Annotated in this window: 13 protein-coding genes; 7 read left to right on the top strand and 6 right to left on the bottom strand. The window is 71.3% G+C overall.

The window, feature by feature from the left end; all coding sequences use genetic code 11:
- Window positions 1-19: 19 nt before the first annotated feature.
- The 3 genes from H0487_RS01610 to H0487_RS01600 form a co-directional block, all read right to left on the bottom strand.
- A complete protein-coding gene (locus H0487_RS01610) occupies window positions 20-1,999 on the bottom strand; it encodes a DUF5050 domain-containing protein (protein ID WP_183092477.1) in 1,980 nt (659 codons plus the stop codon).
- Window positions 2,000-2,129: 130 nt separating this feature from the next.
- Window positions 2,130-4,034: a DPP IV N-terminal domain-containing protein gene (locus H0487_RS01605; RefSeq protein ID WP_183092476.1), complete on the bottom strand. Its 1,905-nt coding sequence runs from the start codon at window positions 4,032-4,034 to the stop codon at window positions 2,130-2,132.
- Between the two features lie 80 nt (window positions 4,035-4,114).
- On the bottom strand, window positions 4,115-5,788 hold the full coding sequence (locus tag H0487_RS01600; RefSeq protein ID WP_183092475.1) for a phospho-sugar mutase: 1,674 nt from the start codon (window positions 5,786-5,788) through the stop codon (window positions 4,115-4,117).
- 103 nt (window positions 5,789-5,891) lie between these two features.
- Between H0487_RS01600 and H0487_RS01595 the strand changes: the two genes are divergently transcribed.
- Genes H0487_RS01595 through H0487_RS01575 form a run of 5 tightly spaced genes read left to right on the top strand, consistent with a single transcriptional unit; the run spans window position 5,892 to window position 11,407 of the window.
- Window positions 5,892-7,010 (top strand): hypothetical protein, encoded by a 1,119-nt coding sequence (locus H0487_RS01595; RefSeq protein WP_183092474.1) that lies wholly within the window; start codon window positions 5,892-5,894, stop codon window positions 7,008-7,010.
- On the top strand, window positions 7,007-7,888 hold the full coding sequence (locus H0487_RS01590) for a LamG domain-containing protein (RefSeq protein ID WP_183092473.1): 882 nt from the start codon (window positions 7,007-7,009) through the stop codon (window positions 7,886-7,888). The genes H0487_RS01595 and H0487_RS01590 overlap by 4 nt, the downstream gene beginning before the upstream one ends.
- Complete coding sequence (locus H0487_RS01585; protein WP_312855783.1) at window positions 7,888-8,319, top strand: SRPBCC family protein; 432 nt, start codon at window positions 7,888-7,890, stop codon at window positions 8,317-8,319. The genes H0487_RS01590 and H0487_RS01585 overlap by 1 nt, the downstream gene beginning before the upstream one ends.
- 4 nt (window positions 8,320-8,323) lie before the next feature.
- A complete protein-coding gene (gene fadD1 / locus H0487_RS01580) occupies window positions 8,324-9,931 on the top strand; it encodes a fatty-acid--CoA ligase FadD1 (protein WP_183092472.1) in 1,608 nt (535 codons plus the stop codon).
- A gap of 9 nt (window positions 9,932-9,940) precedes the next feature.
- Complete coding sequence (locus H0487_RS01575) at window positions 9,941-11,407, top strand: sulfatase family protein (RefSeq protein WP_183092471.1); 1,467 nt, start codon at window positions 9,941-9,943, stop codon at window positions 11,405-11,407.
- On the opposite strand, the gene H0487_RS01570 is transcribed toward H0487_RS01575, so the two are convergent.
- The 3 genes from H0487_RS01570 to H0487_RS01560 are packed head-to-tail and all read right to left on the bottom strand — an operon-like array spanning window position 11,404 to window position 14,184.
- The gene (locus H0487_RS01570) at window positions 11,404-12,204 is read right to left on the bottom strand and encodes a purine-nucleoside phosphorylase (protein ID WP_183092470.1); all 801 of its coding nucleotides are present in this window, start codon (window positions 12,202-12,204) and stop codon (window positions 11,404-11,406) included. The genes H0487_RS01575 and H0487_RS01570 overlap by 4 nt on opposite strands.
- A 17-nt stretch (window positions 12,205-12,221) precedes the next feature.
- Complete coding sequence (locus tag H0487_RS01565) at window positions 12,222-13,679, bottom strand: YncE family protein (RefSeq protein WP_183092469.1); 1,458 nt, start codon at window positions 13,677-13,679, stop codon at window positions 12,222-12,224.
- A 52-nt stretch (window positions 13,680-13,731) separates the two neighbouring features.
- A complete protein-coding gene (locus H0487_RS01560) occupies window positions 13,732-14,184 on the bottom strand; it encodes a gamma-glutamylcyclotransferase family protein (RefSeq protein ID WP_183092468.1) in 453 nt (150 codons plus the stop codon).
- Between the two features lie 70 nt (window positions 14,185-14,254).
- On the opposite strand from H0487_RS01560, the gene lpdA reads away from it, so the two are divergent.
- Both lpdA and H0487_RS01550 read left to right on the top strand, forming a co-directional pair.
- Complete coding sequence (lpdA, locus tag H0487_RS01555; RefSeq protein WP_183092467.1) at window positions 14,255-15,655, top strand: dihydrolipoyl dehydrogenase; 1,401 nt, start codon at window positions 14,255-14,257, stop codon at window positions 15,653-15,655.
- Window positions 15,656-15,671: 16 nt separating this feature from the next.
- On the top strand, window positions 15,672-17,051 hold the full coding sequence (locus H0487_RS01550) for an NAD(P)H-quinone dehydrogenase (protein WP_183092466.1): 1,380 nt from the start codon (window positions 15,672-15,674) through the stop codon (window positions 17,049-17,051).
- Window positions 17,052-17,065: the final 14 nt, after the last annotated feature.

The following is a 17,065-nucleotide window of genomic DNA, read 5'->3' as shown; positions in this document are numbered from 1 at the left end:
GTGCGCATGGCGGTGCCTCTCAGCGGTGGGTGCGCGCGGCCGGCGGGGTGGCCCCGGTGCAGCTGGCGGCCGCCGGGTCGATCGCGTCGCGCTGGGCGGGGTAGTCGTTGTCGGCGCCGCAGTCGATCTTGACGTCCTTCTGGCCGTCGTTCGCGACCAGCAGGTCGGTGCCGCCGAGGCCCAGCAGGGTGTCCTTGCCGGTCTTGCCCTCGATGACGTTGTTCTCGTTGTTGCCGGTGAGGGTGTCGTCGCTGACGGTGCCGATCAGGTTCTCCACCGAGTTCGTGATCGTGTCGCGGTCGCCGGCGGGCCCGTCGAACTTGTTGCCGTCGTCGCCGGAGCCGGCGCCGATCGAGGCGGTGACGAACTGGTGGGTGCCCAGGTAGGTCATCGTGTCGACGCCCTGACCGCCGACGATGAAGTCCGCGCCCCAGTCGCCGCGAAGCGTGTCGTCGTCCTCGCCTCCGGCGACGCTGTCGTCGCCCCGGCCACCGTCGAGGTTGTCCTCGCCCTCCCGGCCGCGCACGATGTCGTCACCCGTCCCACCGATGACGATGTCGTCGTCCTCGCCGCCCTCGACGGTGTCGTTGCCGCTGCCGCCGTTGACGTTGTCCTCGTCGTCGCCGCCCTTGAGGACGTCGTCGCCGCTGTTGCCGGTGATGGTGTCCTGGCCCAGCCCGCCCGCCAGACGGTCGTCGCCGGGGCCGCCGACGAGGTCGTTGTCGTACGAGCTCCCGGTCAGGTCGTCGTCGCCGTTGCCGCCGTACAGGTGCTCGACGTCCTTGCCGATGCTGTCGCGGGCGCCGATCGGGCCGTCCTCGGCCGAGCCGTCGTCGCCGACCCCGCCGGTCAGGTTGGCGGTCACGGCCGCCTCGTGCTCCTCGTAGGAGACGACGTCGTCCCCGGCTCCGCCGCAGATGACGTCGGCGCCGCCGCGGCCGTCGATGTAGTCGTCGTCGCCGAGCCCTGCGATCACGTCCGGGCCGGGCGTGCCGTAGAGCACGTCCGGCCCGTCCGTGCCGCTGATCGTCGCGGGGAGTCCCTGGCACTCGACGTACGTCGGGCCCCAGCTCGGGTCCTCGTCGTCGGCGGCGTTGGTGGTCAGCCGGGTCGCGGCACCCCCCGTGGGAGCGACCCGGTAGATCTCGCGGTTGCCGTCGCGCATCGAGGTGAACACGATCGCGGTGCCGTCGGGCGAGAAGGCGGGGTGGTCGTCGTACGCCGGGTTGTTGGTGAGCCGGGTCTGTCCGGTGCCGGTCGAGGACATCCGATAGATCTCCACGCCGCCACCGGCGTCCCGGGTGCTGCTGAAGGCGATGAGCCCCCCGTCGCCGGCGACACCGGGGTTGAGGTCGAAGGCGCCGTTGTTGGTGAGACGGACGACGTTGGTCCCGTCGGCGTCCATCCGGTAGATCTCGTCGAGGCCGTTGCGGGAGCTGCTGAACACGATGCTCTGGCCATCGGGGGTGTAGGTCGCGCTCTCGTCGTCGAACGTCCCGTTGTTGGTCAGCCGCACCGTCGACCCGTAGCCGTCGGCGCGCATCCGGTAGACGTCCTCGTTGCCGCCGCGCATGCTCGTGAAGAGCAGGTGCTGGCCGTCCGGCGACCACGACGCCTCGGTGTCGGCCGCGTCGTTGTACGTGAGCTGGGTCTGGTTGCTGCCGTCGGCGTCCATCACCCAGATCTCGTCGTCGCCGTCGCGGTTGCTGGTGAACGCGATCCGCTGGCCGTCGGGGGAGAAGGACGGCTGTCGGTCGGATGCTCCCGGGTCACCCGGGGTGAAGGTGAGCCGGGTCTGGTTGGTGCCGCCCGCATCCATCACGTAGATCTCGGCGTCGCCGTCCCGGTCGGAGACGAACGCGATCTGGCCGTTGGTGCCCGGGTTCACCGCGGCCTGGGGTGCCCGGGCCGGCGCCGGAGCCGCCGCGGACGGTGGGCCGACCGGCAGGAAGAACGCGGTGGACAGCAGAGCAGTGGACAGGACCGTCGTACGACGCATCAGGAAACCCCCGGGAGCGGTGGGAACAGCAGTGGAAAGGGTGCTCGACCGAGATTCGAGTGCTTTGAAACTGTCACATACGAGGGATCTCGGGCATCGGGGAATCCCCTCTGTTCCCGAGCGAGCACCCTCAGGCGCTCGCCCCCGTGCAGCTGGCGGCTGCCGGGTCGACCGTGTCGCGCTGGGCCGGGAAGTCGTTGTCGGCCCCACAGTCGATCTTGGTGTCCTTGACGCCGTCGTTCGCGACGAGGAGGTCGGTGCCGGCAAGGCCGAGCAGGGTGTCCGCGCCGGGGCCACCGGTCAGGGTGTTGGCGGCGCCGCTGCCGGTCAGAGTGTCGGCCCCGCTCCCACCGATCAGGTTCTCTACCGACCCGCGGATCGTGTCGCGCTCCCCGTCAGGCCCGTCGAGCGAGCTGCCGTCGTCACCGGCCCCGGCGCCGATCGAGGCCAGGACGGTGCCGGTCCGGGTGGTGTAGTCGACGGTGTCGACGCCCGCGCCGCCGACGAGGTCGTCGCCCCCGTTGCCGCCCTCGAGGAAGTCGCCGTCCTCGCCGCCGACGAGCCGGTCGTCGCCGAACCCGCCCGTGAGGGCGTCGGGACCCTCGCCGCCGCGCAGCACGTCGTCGCTGCTGCCGCCCTCGAAGTAGTCCCCGCCCTCGTCGCCCCGCATGACGTCCTCCCCGGTGCCGCCGTACAGGACATCGAGGCCCGGTCCGCCGATGACGTGGTCGTCGCCCTCGACGCCGGACACGAGGTTGGCGCCGCTGTTGCCCAGCAGCACGTCGTCGCCGGTGCCGCCGTACAGGTTCTCGACGTCCTTCCCGATGGAGTCCCTCGCACCCAGCGGGCCGTCCTCGTCGGAGCCGTCGTCGCCGGTGCCGCCGGTCAGGTCGGCGGTCACGGGGGCGTCGTGGTCGTCGTAGACCATCGAGTCGATCCCGGCGCCGCCGCAGATGACGTCGGCACCGTCGGCACCGCGGATCACGTCTTCGCCGCCGAGGCCGGCGATCACGTCGGGCCCGGGCGTGCCGTAGAGGTGGTCGGGGCCGGCCGTGCCGGTGATGGTCGCGGCCAGTCCCTGGCACTCGGTGTAGGCCGGCCCCCACGACGGGAAGGTGTCGACGCCGCTGGTGAACGTCACCTGGGTCTGCCCGGTGCCGCTCGCCAGGGCGCGGAAGATCTCAGTGTCGCCGTCCCGGTTGCTGGTGAACGCGATCCGGCTGCCGTCGGGGGACCAGGTCGGCTGGGACTCGGTGGCGGGGTTGTTGGTCAGCCGGACGAGGCTGCTTCCGTCGGTGAGCATCGAGTAGATCTCGAAGTTGCCGTCACGTCCGCTGGCGAAGAGGATCCGCTGACCATCGGGCGAGTACGACGGGTTGACGTCGTGGGCGAGCACGTTCGTCAGCCGGGTCGGGCCCGACCCGTCGGTGCCCATCGTGTAGATGTCGCCGCTGCCGTCGCGGTAGGACGTGAACACCACGCGCTTCCCGTCCGGGGAGAAGGACGGCTCGTCGTCGGGGGAGGCATGGAACGTCAGGCGACGCTGGTTGGTCCCGTCGACGTTCATCCGGTAGACCTCCCGGTTGCCGTCGCGGTTGCTCATGAACACGATCTGCCGGCCGTCGGGGGAGAAGGACGGCATCGAGTCCTCGGCGTTGCCGTAGGTCAGCTGGGTCTCCTCCGAGCCGTCGGCGCGCATCAGGTAGATGTCGTTGTTGCCCTCGCGGTTGCTGGTGAAGACGATCCAGTCGCCGTCGGGCGAGTACGACGGGTCGATCTCGCTCGGGGCAGGGTCACCGATGCTGGTGAAGGTGAGCCGGGTGTCGCCGGTGCCGTCGGACTCCATCGTGTAGATCTCGTAATTGCCGTCGCGGTTGCTGGTGAACGCGATCCGACCGTTCACGCCGGGCGTCACCGCCCGGGTCGGCGATGCTTCCGTCGACGGGGCCGGTGCGGCCTCCGAGGTGGTCGCACCGAGCGGCACGATAAACGCGCTGCCGATCAGCGCTGCGGTGAGGACGGTGGAACGACGCATCGTGGGAACCCCTGGGAGCTGGAGCGGAGGTGAGGGTCCAGCGTGTCAGCGGGGGCACCTCCGTCGCATCCGAGGTTCCCCTACAACCCCGCAGCGGCTGCGATGTCCGTCTTCATCGCGGCGAGGGTCGCCGCCGCGCTCGCCCGAGCAGCGACCACGTCGCCGTCGACGACCGGGACGACCGCCTCCAGGTAGCACTTCACCTTCGGCTCGGTGCCGCTCGGACGGACGATGACCCGCGCGCCCTCGGCCAGGTAGTAGCGCAGTCCGTCGGTCGGGGGCAGCCCGCCGACGCCCTCGGTCAGGTCCTCGGCGCGCTCGACGGCCAGGCCGGCCAGGGTGGCCGGCGGCGTCTCCCGCAGCCGGGCCATCGCGGCGCCGATCTCGGCCAGGTCGGTGAAGCGCACGGACAGCTGGTCGGTGGCGTGCAGGCCGTGCTCGATCGCGATGTCGTCGAGCAGGTCCTCCAGGGTCCGACCGGCCGCCTTGGCCTCCGCGGCGAGCTCACAGAGCAGCAGGAGGGCCGAGACGCCGTCCTTGTCGGCGACGTGTTCGGGGTCGACGCAGTAGCCGAGCGCCTCCTCGTAGCCGAACGCGAGCCCGGGGAGCCGGCCGATCCACTTGAAGCCGGTCAGTGTCTCGGCGTACTCCTGGCCGTGGGCGGCGGCCTGCTTGCCGAGCAGGGAGGAGCTCACGATCGAGGTGGCGTAGGTCCCCTGGCGACCGCGCCGGAGCAGGTGGGAGGCGAGCAGCGCCCCGACCTCGTCGCCGCGGAGCATCCGCCAGCCGTCGCGCCCCGGTACGGCGGCGGCGCACCGGTCGGCGTCGGGGTCGTTGGCGACGACCAGGTCGGCGTCGGTCTCGCGGGCGAGCGCCATCGCCAGGTCCATGGCGCCGGGCTCCTCGGGATTGGGGAAGGTCACCGTCGGGAAGTCGGCGTCGGGCTGCTCCTGGGCGGCGACCACCTGAGGCGAGGAGAAGCCTGCGGTCTCGAGCACCTGCACGACCGACGTCCCGCCGACGCCGTGCAACGGCGTGTAGACCGTCGCGAGATCACGCGGCCCGTCGGCCGCGAGCGCGGCGACGGTGTCGAGGTAGGTGTCGACCACCTCGTCGCCGAGGACCCGGCCCTTGGTGGTCTCGATCGGCACGCGGGCGACGGACGCCATCGAGCCGACCGCCTCGATCCGGGCAGCGATCTCGGCGTCCGCGGGCGGCACGATCTGGCTGCCGTCGCCGAGATAGACCTTGTAGCCGTTGTCCTGCGGCGGGTTGTGGCTCGCGGTCACCATCACCCCGGCGACGCACCCGAGCTCACGGATCGCGAAGGCGAGGAGCGGCGTCGGCAGCGGACGGGGGAGGAGCAGCGGGGTGAGCCCGGCGCCCGCCATCACCTCGGCGGTGTCCTGGGCGAAGACGTCGGAGTTGTGGCGCGCGTCGTAGCCGATGACCACGGTGCTGCCCGGCCCGGCCCCGTTGTCGCGCAGGTAGGCGGCCAGCCCGGCGGCCGCCCGGATGACGACGATGCGGTTCATCCGGTTGGGGCCGGCCCCGAGCGCGCCGCGGAGGCCCGCCGTACCGAACTCCAGGGTGCCGCGGAACCGATCGGCGAGATCGGCGTCCGCCTCGAGGTCTCCGCCCGCCTCGACCCGGGCGACCAGGACGGCGAGCTCGGACTGCGTCGCCGCGTCCGGGTCCTCGGCCATCCAGGCGCGGGCGCGCGTGAGCAGGACGTCGACGTCGGGTGTGCTCATGGAGGCACGGTAGCGTCGTGCTTGTCAGGTCGGTCGTCCCAGTTCCGTCGAAACCCAGCGGGATCCCTATTTCCGACCTAACGTGCCGGGTGAGGTGAGCACGATGTCCAGACGCGGCCCGAAGACCGCTGTCCTTTGCTGGTTGCCGGTGATCTCCGTGGTCGCCGCGCTGTTCGTCATGCCGTCGAGCAGCACGGGGGCCGAGCGCGCCGCGCCCGCGCTCAACGTCACGCCGGGCGCCGGTTCGTACGGGGGCCAGTCGATCGTCTTCTCCGGCGACATCGGCTCCGGTCCCCAGAAGGTGAAGCTCCAGCGCACCGGCAAGCTGGGATCGCCGTGGGCTGACGTCCCCGACCCCCGTCCGGGACCCAACAAGGGCGAGACGGCGACGTTCTCGACCGCCGCGGACGGTTCCTTCCGGTTCACCTTCCCCGCGCCGGCGATGAACGAGGTCTACTTCCGCGTCGCTGCCGTCCGGGGCGCCGCGGCCACCGAGGCTCACCTCTTCAAGAGCAAGCACCAGGACGCCGAGGTCGACCTCCAGGAGACGATCACCGTCGACGTCCCGCTGCCGCGCGGGATCGCGGTCCGCGGCGAGGCCTACCGGCTCCGCGTCGACACCGTGAGCGGCGCCCGGGGCGAGACGAAGCCGGCGCTCCCCGGTCGCAAGGTCACCCTCGAGCAGCGGGACGGCGGCTTCAACTGGCAGTTCGTGGTGTCCGGCAACCTGCTCGCCGACGGCACGTTCCGGTTCGACCCCCGGACGCCGGGTGCTCTCGGCACCGATGTCTATCGCGTGGTGCTGGAGAACTGGGTCAAGAACGGCGACACCGTCGGCTGGATGCCGTCCCTCCCGTACTACCTCAAGGTCGTCGACCGGCCGCAGCCCGTCCGGGCGCTCGACGCGACGCCCGCCGGCGACGGCTACTCCAACCTGCTGACCTGGAACGTGCCGGCCGACCCGACCGGTGACCGCAGCAACGTGGTCATCGCCCGCACGTCCGGGAGCGGTGCGCCCGCACCGACGGCTGCGAAGCCGGCGAACATCGTCGCGACGCTGTCGGGTGCGGCGACCCAGTACAACGACACCTCGGTCTTTCCGGGCAGCACCTACAAGTACGCCGTCTACACCCGCACCAGCGACGGGGTGTACTCCTTGATCTCCGACGCCCAACGCGTGACCGAGCTGATGCCCAACCCGAAGCGGGGTGAGGTCCGATGAAGCGCCTGTCGCTCAGCGTCGCGACCCGGGTCGTCGCGCTCGTCACCGCGCTCGTGGTCGGTCCGGCCACGCTGGCCCCCGGCACCGCCGAGGCCCCGTCCGCGGAGTCCGCAACGGTCGCCCGCGCCGGCGACGGCACGACCGCCGCCCAGACCTACGACTGGGGCGTCATGCTCTGGGACTTCGCCTGGGAGTTCGGCGAGTCCCTCGACAGTCCGCCCTACCGCGGCTCCGACATCGGCGCCGGCAAGTGGATCGACCACAGCACCGGCACCGGCCGCGCCGTGAAGTACGGCGGCGGCATCGAGTTCCACACCGGTCGCTACAAGACCGGCAGCGAGGACCCGGACTTCGGCAACACGACCCTGACGCTGGAGGAGCAGCCGCAGAACCGCGGCCGCTGGGAGCTGCGGGAGCGCAGCCAGGAGCTCGAGACCAAGTACGGCAGCTTCACCTTCGCCGCCGAGCTCATCCCCGCCGATCCGGCCGACTGCGGCAAGTGGGCGATCACCATCGGCCGCAGCGAGATCGGCAGCGGCAACATCACCGTCGGCGTGACCGCCGGGGCGACCTCGTGGACCAAGACCCTCACCGGCTACGGCCGCGGTGACACGGACGGCCGCCTCTACGGCGTCCAGATCACCCGCCGACGGATCACCTGGTTCGTCAACGGCAAGGCGGTGGCCTCGTTGGGTGACACCGCAGCCGTGCCGAAGGTGCCGATGACCGTCCGGATGAGTGTCGTCGGCAAGGGGACCACCAACCTCAACGCCTCGGTCGCCAAGATCGACTGGGTGCGGGCCTACGACCTGACCCGCGGCACCCGGCCGCCGGCCGGCGCCAAGCTGACCAAGGGCTCGACCACCCCCGGCTGCTAGTGCGGGCGTCGTACTCGTTCTCGGCCTCGTGGGTGACCCCGGCGCCGATGGCCGACGTCGCCGCTGCGGTGGTCGACCTCGAGCACTACCCGCAGTGGTGGCCGCAGGTGCGCGCGGTCGCGAAGATGGGGCCGGACACGGCGCGGGTGCTGTGCCGCTCCGCGCTGCCCTACACGCTCGACCTGGTGCTCGACGCCGTCTCCCGCGAGGCGCCGGTGCTGGAGGTCGCGGTGAGCGGTGACCTCGACGGCTGGGTGCGCTGGACGTTGAGCCCGGCCGAGGGCGGGACCCGCACGGAGTTCGCGCAGGAGGTCGCGGTCGGCGGAGCGTTGGCGGCCGCCTCGGTCGTCGGGCGCCCGCTGCTGCGCTGGAACCACGACCGGATGATGCGAGGCTGCGAGCACGGCCTCCGGGAGCGCCTGGCAGGCTGACCCGGTGCCCGCCCCCGCGACCGTGCGCGACCTGCTGCTCGCCCACGCCACCAGCCAGGCCCCCGGCCTGGCGTTCGAGGACCGGACCTGGACCTGGCAGGAGTACGTCGCCGAGGCGGCAGCCCGTGCCCACGTCCTGGCCGCGATGCTCGCCCCGGAGCGACCGCCGCACGTCGGCGTGCTGATGGGCAACTCCGCAGAGATGGCGATGCTCATCGCCGCCGGCGCCGTCGGTGGCCACGTCACGGCGGGGATCAACGCCACCCGCCGCGGCGCTGCGCTCGCCGCCGACATCCGCAAGGCCGACTGCCAGGTGGTCCTCACCGACGCGGAGCACGCGCCGCTCCTCGCCGACCTCGACCTCGACGGGATCCCGGTGGTCGACACCGGGAGCGCGGGCTGGGCCGAGCAGGTGCTGGCCGCGCCGCGCACGACCGACGGCTTCCCGAGCACGAGCGAGGCCGACACGTTCATGCTCATCTTCACGTCGGGGACCAGCGGCGACCCGAAGGCGGTGCGTCTCACGCACCGGATGCCGGTCTTCGCGGGGACCATGCTGGTCGACCGCTTCGGGCTGACCGGCGACGACGTCTGCTACTGCTCGATGCCGCTGTTCCACAGCAACGCGATCGCCGCCGGCCTGGCGCCCGCCGCGGCGGCCGGCGCGACCCTGGCGCTCGCACGGCGCTTCAGCGCCAGCGGCTTCCTCGCCGACGTGCGGCGCTTCGGCGCGACGTACCTCAACTACGTCGGCAAGCCGCTGGCCTACGTCCTGGCCACGCCCGAGCAGCCCGACGACGCGGACAACCCGCTGCGGGTCGCGTTCGGCAACGAGGCGTCCGACCGCGACATCGCCGAGTTCGGACGCCGCTTCGCGTGCACCGTGGCCGACGGCTTCGGCTCGACGGAGAACGCCGTCGTCGTGACCCGGGTGCCCGAGACGCCGCCGGGATCCATCGGGCGGCCGGCCGACGGCGTCGCGGTCTTCGACCGCGAGACGGGTCAGGAGTGCCCGCGCGCGGTCGTCGACGACACCGGCCGGGTGACCAACCTCGATGCGTGCGTCGGCGAGCTCGTCAACACGACCGGCGCCGGCTTCTTCGCGGGCTACTACAACGACGACGAGGCGACCCAGGAGCGGATGGCCGGCGGCATGTACTGGTCGGGCGACCTCGCCTACCGGGACGCCGAGGGCTTCGTCCACCTCGCCGGCCGGACCTCGGACTGGCTGCGCGTCGACGGGGAGAACCTCGCCGCTGCGCCGATCGAGCGGCTCCTGCTGCGCCATGAGGCGATCAGTCAGGTGGCCGTGTACGGCGTGCCCGACCCGCAGGTGGGCGACCAGGTGATGGCCGCCCTCGTCCTCCGCGACGGGGCGTCGCTGACGCCGGTCGAGCTGGAGGCGTTCCTCGCCGCGCAGCCCGACCTGTCGCCCAAGGGCTGGCCGCGCGTCGTGCGGATCGCGGGCGCGTTGCCGAGCACGGCGACCAACAAGGTCCTCAAGCGCGAGCTGGTCGCCGAGGGCGTCGCGACGACCGATCCGATCTGGATTCGCGAGGACCGAGGCAGCCAGTTCCGAGAACGTCCCGGGAACCCTTCGGTTCTCGACTAATTTCAAGACGTGACGCGGACACGGACACTGATCGCGGCGGCCGTGATCGTGGCCGTCGCGGTGGTGACGAGCGCGCTCGCGAGCGCCCGTGACCCGAGCGCGTCCCTGTCGGACCGGACGACCGCTGCCCCCGGGGCACCCAACATCGTCCTCATCCTCACCGACGACATGCGCGCCGACGAGCTGCGCTACCTGCCCCAGACCCGCAAGCTCCTGGTCGAGGAGGGCGTCCGCTTCAGCAACGCGATCTCCCCGCACCCGATGTGCTGCCCGGCCCGCGCCGAGCTGGTCTCGGGGCAGTACGGCCAGAACAACGGGGTCAAGCACAACACCGGCTCGTGGGGCGGCATCAAGGCGCTGAACGACGTGGACGGCAACGTCGGCTGGTGGCTCCAGGTCGCCGGATACCAGACGTCGTACCACGGCAAGTACCTCAACGGGTACGAGAACATGCGGCCGCGGGTGGAGCCGCGGGGATGGTCGATCTGGGACGCGCAGATCCGCGGGATCTACTCCTACCTGCACGCCCGGTTCGCCGACGGCGACCGGGTGCACGGGGAGTACGTCACGACCACGATGACCGACCGGTCCGGGGACGCCATCGACCGTTTCTCGGACCGCTCGGCACCGTTCTTCACCGTCATCAACCACATCGCACCCCACGTGACGCTCTCCCAGCCGCACCTCCCGCGCTGGGAGAAGAAGTACGGGGACGTGGCCCGCGACCTGCGTCCGCCGTCGTTCGACGCCCCCTCGTTCAACGAGGGCGACGTCAGCGACCTGCCGCCGGGCCTCCAGTTCCGCAAGGCCAACCGGACCCGGATCGAGAACCTCTTCCGCGCCCGGGTCCGCTCCCTGCGGTCGGTGGACGACGCCGTCGCGGCCCTCGTCGAGCAGCTCGACGATGCCGGCGAGCTCGACAACACCTACCTGGTGTTCACCTCCGACAACGGCTACGCGCTCGGGGAGCACCGGGTGTCGGGCAAGAACTACCTGTACGACGAGATCCTGGACGTGCCGCTCGTGATCCGGGGCCCCGGGTTCGAGGCGGGCACCGTCGACGAGACGCCCGTGACCCTCGTGGACCTGGTGGCGACGTTCGTCGACTGGGCGGGCGCGGCACCCGGTCACCCGATCGACGGCATCAGCATCGAGCGGCTGCGCGACAAGCGGCGGGCCGAGCGCGACACGATCCTCGTCCAGACCGGGGACACGGTCGCGGACAGCACCCCCGGGTGGGACTACCGCGGCGTCACGACCAGCCGCTACCTGTTCGGCTACCGCGCCGGCAACCCGCGCAACGGCATCCTCTTCGACCGGCAGCGCGACCCCTGGGCGCTCACCAACCGGTTCCGCGACCCGGAGTACAGCGTGGTCCGCGAGGAGCTGGCCCGACGGACGAAGATCCTGGCCCGCTGCGCCGGCGACGACTGCAACCGGGTCTTCGGCCGGCTGCCTCCCCTCGACGGGAACTAGATCTTCGGGACGATCCGGGTGAGCAGCTCGCCCATCCGGGTGGCGGCCGAACGGCCGGCCTCGAGCACCTCGGCGTGGTCGAGCGGCTCGCCGCTCATGCCGGCGGCCAGGTTGGTCACCAGGCTGATGCCGAGGATCTCCATGCCGGCCTCGCGGGCGGCGATGGCCTCGAGGGTGGTGCTCATGCCGGCGAGGTGACCGCCGATCGCGCGCACCATGCCGATCTCGGCGGGCGTCTCGTAGTGCGGCCCGGGGAACTGGACGTAGACGCCCTCGTCGAGGGTCGGGTCGACCTCGCGGCAGGCCGCCCGCAGCCGGGCGGAGTAGAGATCGGTGAGGTCGACGAAGTTCGCGCCGACGATGGGGGACTGGCCGGTCAGGTTGATGTGGTCGCTGATGAGCACGGGCGTGCCCGGCGTCCACGTCTCCTTGAGCCCGCCGCAGCCGTTGGTGAGCACGATCGCGCGGCAGCCGGCCGCGGCCGCCGTACGGACGCCGTGGACGACGGCTGCGACGCCCTTGCCCTCGTAGTAGTGGGTGCGACTGAGGAACACCAGCGCCTGCTGGTCACCGACCCGCACCGAGCGGATCTTGCCGGAGTGGCCGGCGACGGCCGCGGCGCTGAAGCCGGGCAGGTCGGTGGTCTCGATCTCGGCCGTCGTCTCGCCGAGCATCTCGGCTGCGGGGAGCCAGCCGGAGCCGAGCACCAGCGCGAGGTCGTGCCGGGCGACACCGGTGAGTTCGGCGAGCCGGGCGGCCGCCTGCTGGGCGAGTTCGTAGGGCGTGGGGTCGGTCACCCGGACACCCTATGCGCTCACCACTCGGCGATCAGGGCCTCGGTCACGTAGCCGTGGCGGACCCGCTGCGGGTGGTTGCCGACCTGGCGGTAGGCGAGCTCCTCGCCGGTGTTGGTGTCGAGCACCGCGACGGCGTCGGACTCGCTGAGCGAGATCCAGCAGGTGTCGCCGAGGCCCTCGGTCGTCCAGTACGGCTTGCCGTAGTCGTGACCGGTCGTGCGCTCGTCGTAGTAGCGCGGACGGCCTGTCCGCACGTTGACCAGGGCGGCGTAGTCGTCCATGGTCCCGGCGACGCAGAGGGTCGTCCCCTTCGCGTTGATCGACAGGCCGTGGTGCGCGGAGTCGTTGACGTAGAGGTCGCGCGGCATGGTCGGCACCCGGTTCTCCAGGTTGACGATCCCGAGCACCCGGCCGGTGGTCGGCTCCGGCTCGCCCTCGAGGGTGTAGTCGGTGGTGCCGTTGAGGTCGGGAGCCTGGGTGTCGAACTTGACGTAGCCGTGGAAGAACGAGACCTGGAAGTAGACGTAGCGGGAGCCGGGCGCGATCGCCATCGGGCGGACGGCGCTGCTCATGTGCGGGAAGCCGGCCTCCTCGAGCTCGTGGCCGATCTCCCACCGCTTGAGGATCTTGAAGTCGCCCGTGCGCACGATCTGGAACCAGCGGTCGCCCTTGACCGGGTCGCCGATCGGGTCGAAGAGCGCGTCGAGCGCCTCGGTGCCGTCGCCGGGCGTGTAGACGCGACCGATCGAGGCGTGGAAGATCTGGGCGCCGAACTTGGTGTAGTTGCTCTCGTGCGGGGTCTCGCCCGAGGGGAAGGTGCGGATCCGGTCGCCCATCTTGAGGACGCGGCCGCCGGCGAGGGTCTGGTCGACCATCGCGTACTCGATGACCTGGCGCGAGGTGGAGTCGGAGACGAGCAGCCGCAGGCCGTTGGGGGACAGGCCCATGTGGTCGGTGCGGAAGCCGTCCATCTGCTGCTCGCGCACGATCGCCCCGGGGAGCCCCAGGGTGGCCTTGCGGATGTCGATCCAGACCACGTCGGCGAAGCTCGGCCGCGACACGGCCAGGAACCTGCCGTCGCGGGTGGTGAACATGTCGTCGACGTACTGGTCGTGGCCCTCGCCGGGACCGACCCGGATCGCGAGGAAGAGCGCGAGGCTCAGCGGGTTGGCCAGGATCGTGTTCATCTCCTGGCGCTTGTCGGGGATGAGGTTCACCCCGCGTCGGAGGACGTCGAAGCTGTGGGCGTCGACGACGCTCGCGGTGCCGTCCCAGTTGTTGCCGACCCACATCACGTCGCGCAGTCCTTCGGCGCTCGGCGCGACCGCGCCGGGGAGCGGGGCGAGGTCCGCCGCCGTCAGCGGGGCGGGGGTCGGCGCCGCGGGCGCGACCGAGGTCGGCACGACGAAGGCGGCGATCGCGGCTGCAGCAGCGCAGCCGGCCGTGACGAGACGGGTGGCAAGACGTGGGCTCACCCTTGGTCAACGCACGTGACCCTCGCGGGTCACGCAGTCCAGGTCAACTGACCTACAGTCCGGTGGAGCGGCACGGCCGGGAGCGCAGGCCGGCGACGTAGTCGTCCGGTGCGTCGGCCGCCTCGGCGGCGTTGGCGAGCACGCCGAGGTACGACGCCGACGGCAGGCCGCCCTCGTGGGCGTCGAGCACGTAGGTCCACGCGACGACCGACCCGGTGAGGGTCGCGATCCGGACCTTGGTGCGTCGATAGAGCCCCGAGTCGGCGGACTCCCACTGGTCGAGGGCCTGCTCGTCCTGCGGGCTGACGTCGTACAGCGCCACGTAGACCTGCTCGAACGGGTCCTGGACGATCGTCGCGAGCGACCCGTCCCAGCCGTGCTCCTCGCCGCCGAAGGTGAGTCGCCAGCCGGTGAGCCAGCCGGTCGTCTGGAGCGGGGAGTGGGGGCAACGCTCGCTCATCCGGGCAGGGTCCAGGTTGGTCCCGTAGGCGGCGTACGTGGTCACGAGGAGGAAGGCTAGTCCCCAGCTGTGGCCCCTAGCGGGAGGCACGGCCCCGGACACTAGGCTGGCGTCCGTGACCACGCACTTCGATGTCCTCGTCCTCGGTGCCGGCCCTGGTGGCTACGTCGCCGCCATCCGCGCGTCCCAGCTCGGCAAGTCCGTGGCTGTCATCGAGAAGAAGTACTGGGGCGGCGTGTGTCTCAACGTCGGGTGCATCCCGTCCAAGGCGCTGCTCAAGAACGCCGAGCTGGCGCACACGCTCCAGCACGAGAAGGCGAAGTACGGCATCGAGGGCGACGCGACGATGGCGTTCGGCCCGACGCACGCGCGGTCGCGCCAGGTGAGTGCCGGCATCGTCAAGGGCGTCCACTACCTGATGAAGAAGAACAAGATCACCGAGATCGACGGCTGGGGCACCCTCACCGGCCCGAAGGCGGTCGACGTCGAGGCGGACGACGGCTCGGTCACGTCCTACACGTGCGACAACCTGATCGTCGCCGCCGGCGCGCAGGTCCGGCTCGTCCCCGGCGTGACGCTCAGCGACAACGTCGTGACCTACGAGGAGCAGATCCTCGACGAGAACCTCCCCGGCTCGATGATCATCGGCGGCTCCGGCGCGATCGGTGTCGAGTTCGCCTACGTGCTCAAGAACTTCGGTGTCGACGTGACGATCGTCGAGTTCCTCGACCGGATCGTGCCGACCGAGGACGCCGACGTCTCCAAGGAGCTCCTCAAGCACTACAAGAAGCTGGGCGTCAAGATCCTCACCTCGACCGCGGTGAAGTCCGTCGAGGACACCGGGTCCGGGGTCAAGGTCACCGTCGCCCCGGCGGCCGGCGGCGAGGAGCAGGTGCTCGAGGCCGACAAGTTCCTGGCCGCGTTCGGCTTCGCCCCGCGGGTCGAGGGCTACGGGCTCGAGGCCGCCGGCGTGCAGCTCACCGACCGCGGCGCCATCGCGATCGACGAGTACTGCCGGACCAACGTCGACGGCGTCTTCGCCATCGGCGACGTCACCGGCAAGATGATGCTCGCGCACGTCGCCGAGGCGATGGGGATCGTCGCGGCCGAGACCCTCGCCGGTGCCGAGACGATGCCGGTCGAGTACGACTTCGTCCCGCGCGCGACGTACTGCTCGCCGCAGATCGGCTCCTTCGGCTACAGCGAGCAGCAGGCCAAGGACAAGGGCTACGACGTCAAGACGGCCTCGTTCCCGTTCTCCGCCAACGGCAAGGCGCAGGGCCTCGGCGAGGCCGTCGGCTTCGTCAAGATCGTCGCCGACGCCGAGCACAACGAGATCCTCGGCGCCCACATGATCGGCCCCGACGTCACCGAGCTCCTGCCCGCGCTCACGCTGGCCCAGAAGTGGGACCTGACCGCCGACGAGGTCGGCCGCAACGTGTTCGCCCACCCGACCCTCACCGAAGCGGTCAAGGAAGCCATCCACGGCATCGCCGGCCACATGATCAACCTCTGATCGCAGGCTGACCACCATGTCGACCCCAGCGTCCCGCGTCGTCATCATCGGCGGTGGGCCGGGCGGCTACGAGTCGGCGCTCGTCGCCGCCCAGCTCGGCGCCGAGGTGGTCGTCGTCGACACCGACGGGCTCGGCGGCTCGGCGGTCCTCACCGACTGCGTGCCGAGCAAGACGCTCATCGCGACCGCGGAGGCGATGACCGAGTACGCGGCGGCGGGGGAGCTGGGGATCCTCAGCGACGCACCGACCGTCGACCTCGCGAAGGTCAACGCCCGGGTCAAGGCCCTGGCGCTCGAGCAGTCCGACGACATCGCGCGGCGGCTCGAGGAGGCCGGCGTCCGCGTCGTCCGTGGCCGCGGGCGGCTCGCGGGCACCGGCACGGTGGTCGCCGACCTGCTCGACGGCGGCTCCGAGACGATCGAGGCCGACGCCGTGCTGGTCGCCACCGGCGCCGCTCCCCGCACCCTGCCGACGGCGATGCCCGACGGCGACCGGATCCTCACCTGGGAGCAGGTCTACGACCTCCAGGAGACGCCCGAGTCGATGATCGTCGTCGGCTCCGGCGTGACCGGCGCCGAGTTCGCCAGCGCCTACCTCGCCCTCGGCATCCCCGTCACCCTGGTCTCCTCGCGCGACCGGGTGCTGCCCGGTGAGGATGCCGACGCCGCCCAGGTCCTGGAGGACGTCCTGACCCGCCGCGGCATGAACGTGCTGTCGCAGTCGCGGATGGACTCGGTGACCCGCGACGGCGACGTCGTGACCGTCCGGCTCACCGACGGCCGCGAGGTCCAGGGCACGCACTGCATCCTGGCTCTCGGCTCGATCCCCAACACGGCCGGGATCGGCCTGGAGGAGGCCGGCGTCATCACCGACGACGGCGGCTTCATCAAGGTCGACCGGGTCTCACGGACCTCGGCGCGCGGTGTGTACGCGGCCGGCGACTGCACCGGCGTCCTCATGCTCGCGTCCGTCGCGGCGATGCAGGGCCGGATCGCGATGTGGCACTTCCTCGGCGACGCGGTCGCGCCTTTGGACCTCAAGCAGGTCTCGTCCAACGTCTTCACCGCTCCCGAGATCGCCACCGTCGGCTGGTCGCAGCGCGCGATCGACGCGGGCGAGATCGTCGCCGAGACCGTGCTGCTGCCGCTGCGCGGCAACGCCCGGGCCAAGATGCAGGGCGTCACCGACGGCTTCGTGAAGCTCTTCTGCCGACCCGGCACCGGGATCGTCGTCGGCGGGGTCGTCGTCGGCCCTCGTGCCAGCGAGCTCATCCACCCGGTCTCGCTGGCGGTCGCGGAGTCGATCACCGCCGACCAGCTCGCGCAGGCCTTCACGGTCTATCCGTCCATGAGTGGCTCAGTGGCGGAGGCTGCGCGGCGGCTCCATCACTTCTGATGGGAGGATGAGCA

The sequence above is a fragment of the Nocardioides stalactiti genome (assembly GCF_014180715.1).
In the GTDB taxonomy this organism is placed as follows: domain Bacteria; phylum Actinomycetota; class Actinomycetes; order Propionibacteriales; family Nocardioidaceae; genus Nocardioides; species Nocardioides stalactiti.
Note: the sequence above shows the minus strand (reverse complement) of the source record. Positions and strands in the feature narration are given on the sequence as shown.

Bases quoted from the DNA above. Each gene is read 5' to 3' on its own strand.
- H0487_RS01600 (WP_183092475.1), bottom strand. From the start codon at position 5,788: ATGAGCACACCCGACGTCGACGTCCTGCTCACGCGCGCCCGCGCCTGG.
- H0487_RS01605 (WP_183092476.1), bottom strand. From the start codon at position 4,034: ATGCGTCGTTCCACCGTCCTCACCGCAGCGCTGATCGGCAGCGCGTTT.
- H0487_RS01610 (WP_183092477.1), bottom strand. From the start codon at position 1,999: ATGCGTCGTACGACGGTCCTGTCCACTGCTCTGCTGTCCACCGCGTTC.
- H0487_RS01590 (WP_183092473.1), top strand. From the start codon at position 7,007: ATGAAGCGCCTGTCGCTCAGCGTCGCGACCCGGGTCGTCGCGCTCGTC.
- H0487_RS01550 (WP_183092466.1), top strand. From the start codon at position 15,672: ATGTCGACCCCAGCGTCCCGCGTCGTCATCATCGGCGGTGGGCCGGGC.
- H0487_RS01595 (WP_183092474.1), top strand. From the start codon at position 5,892: ATGTCCAGACGCGGCCCGAAGACCGCTGTCCTTTGCTGGTTGCCGGTG.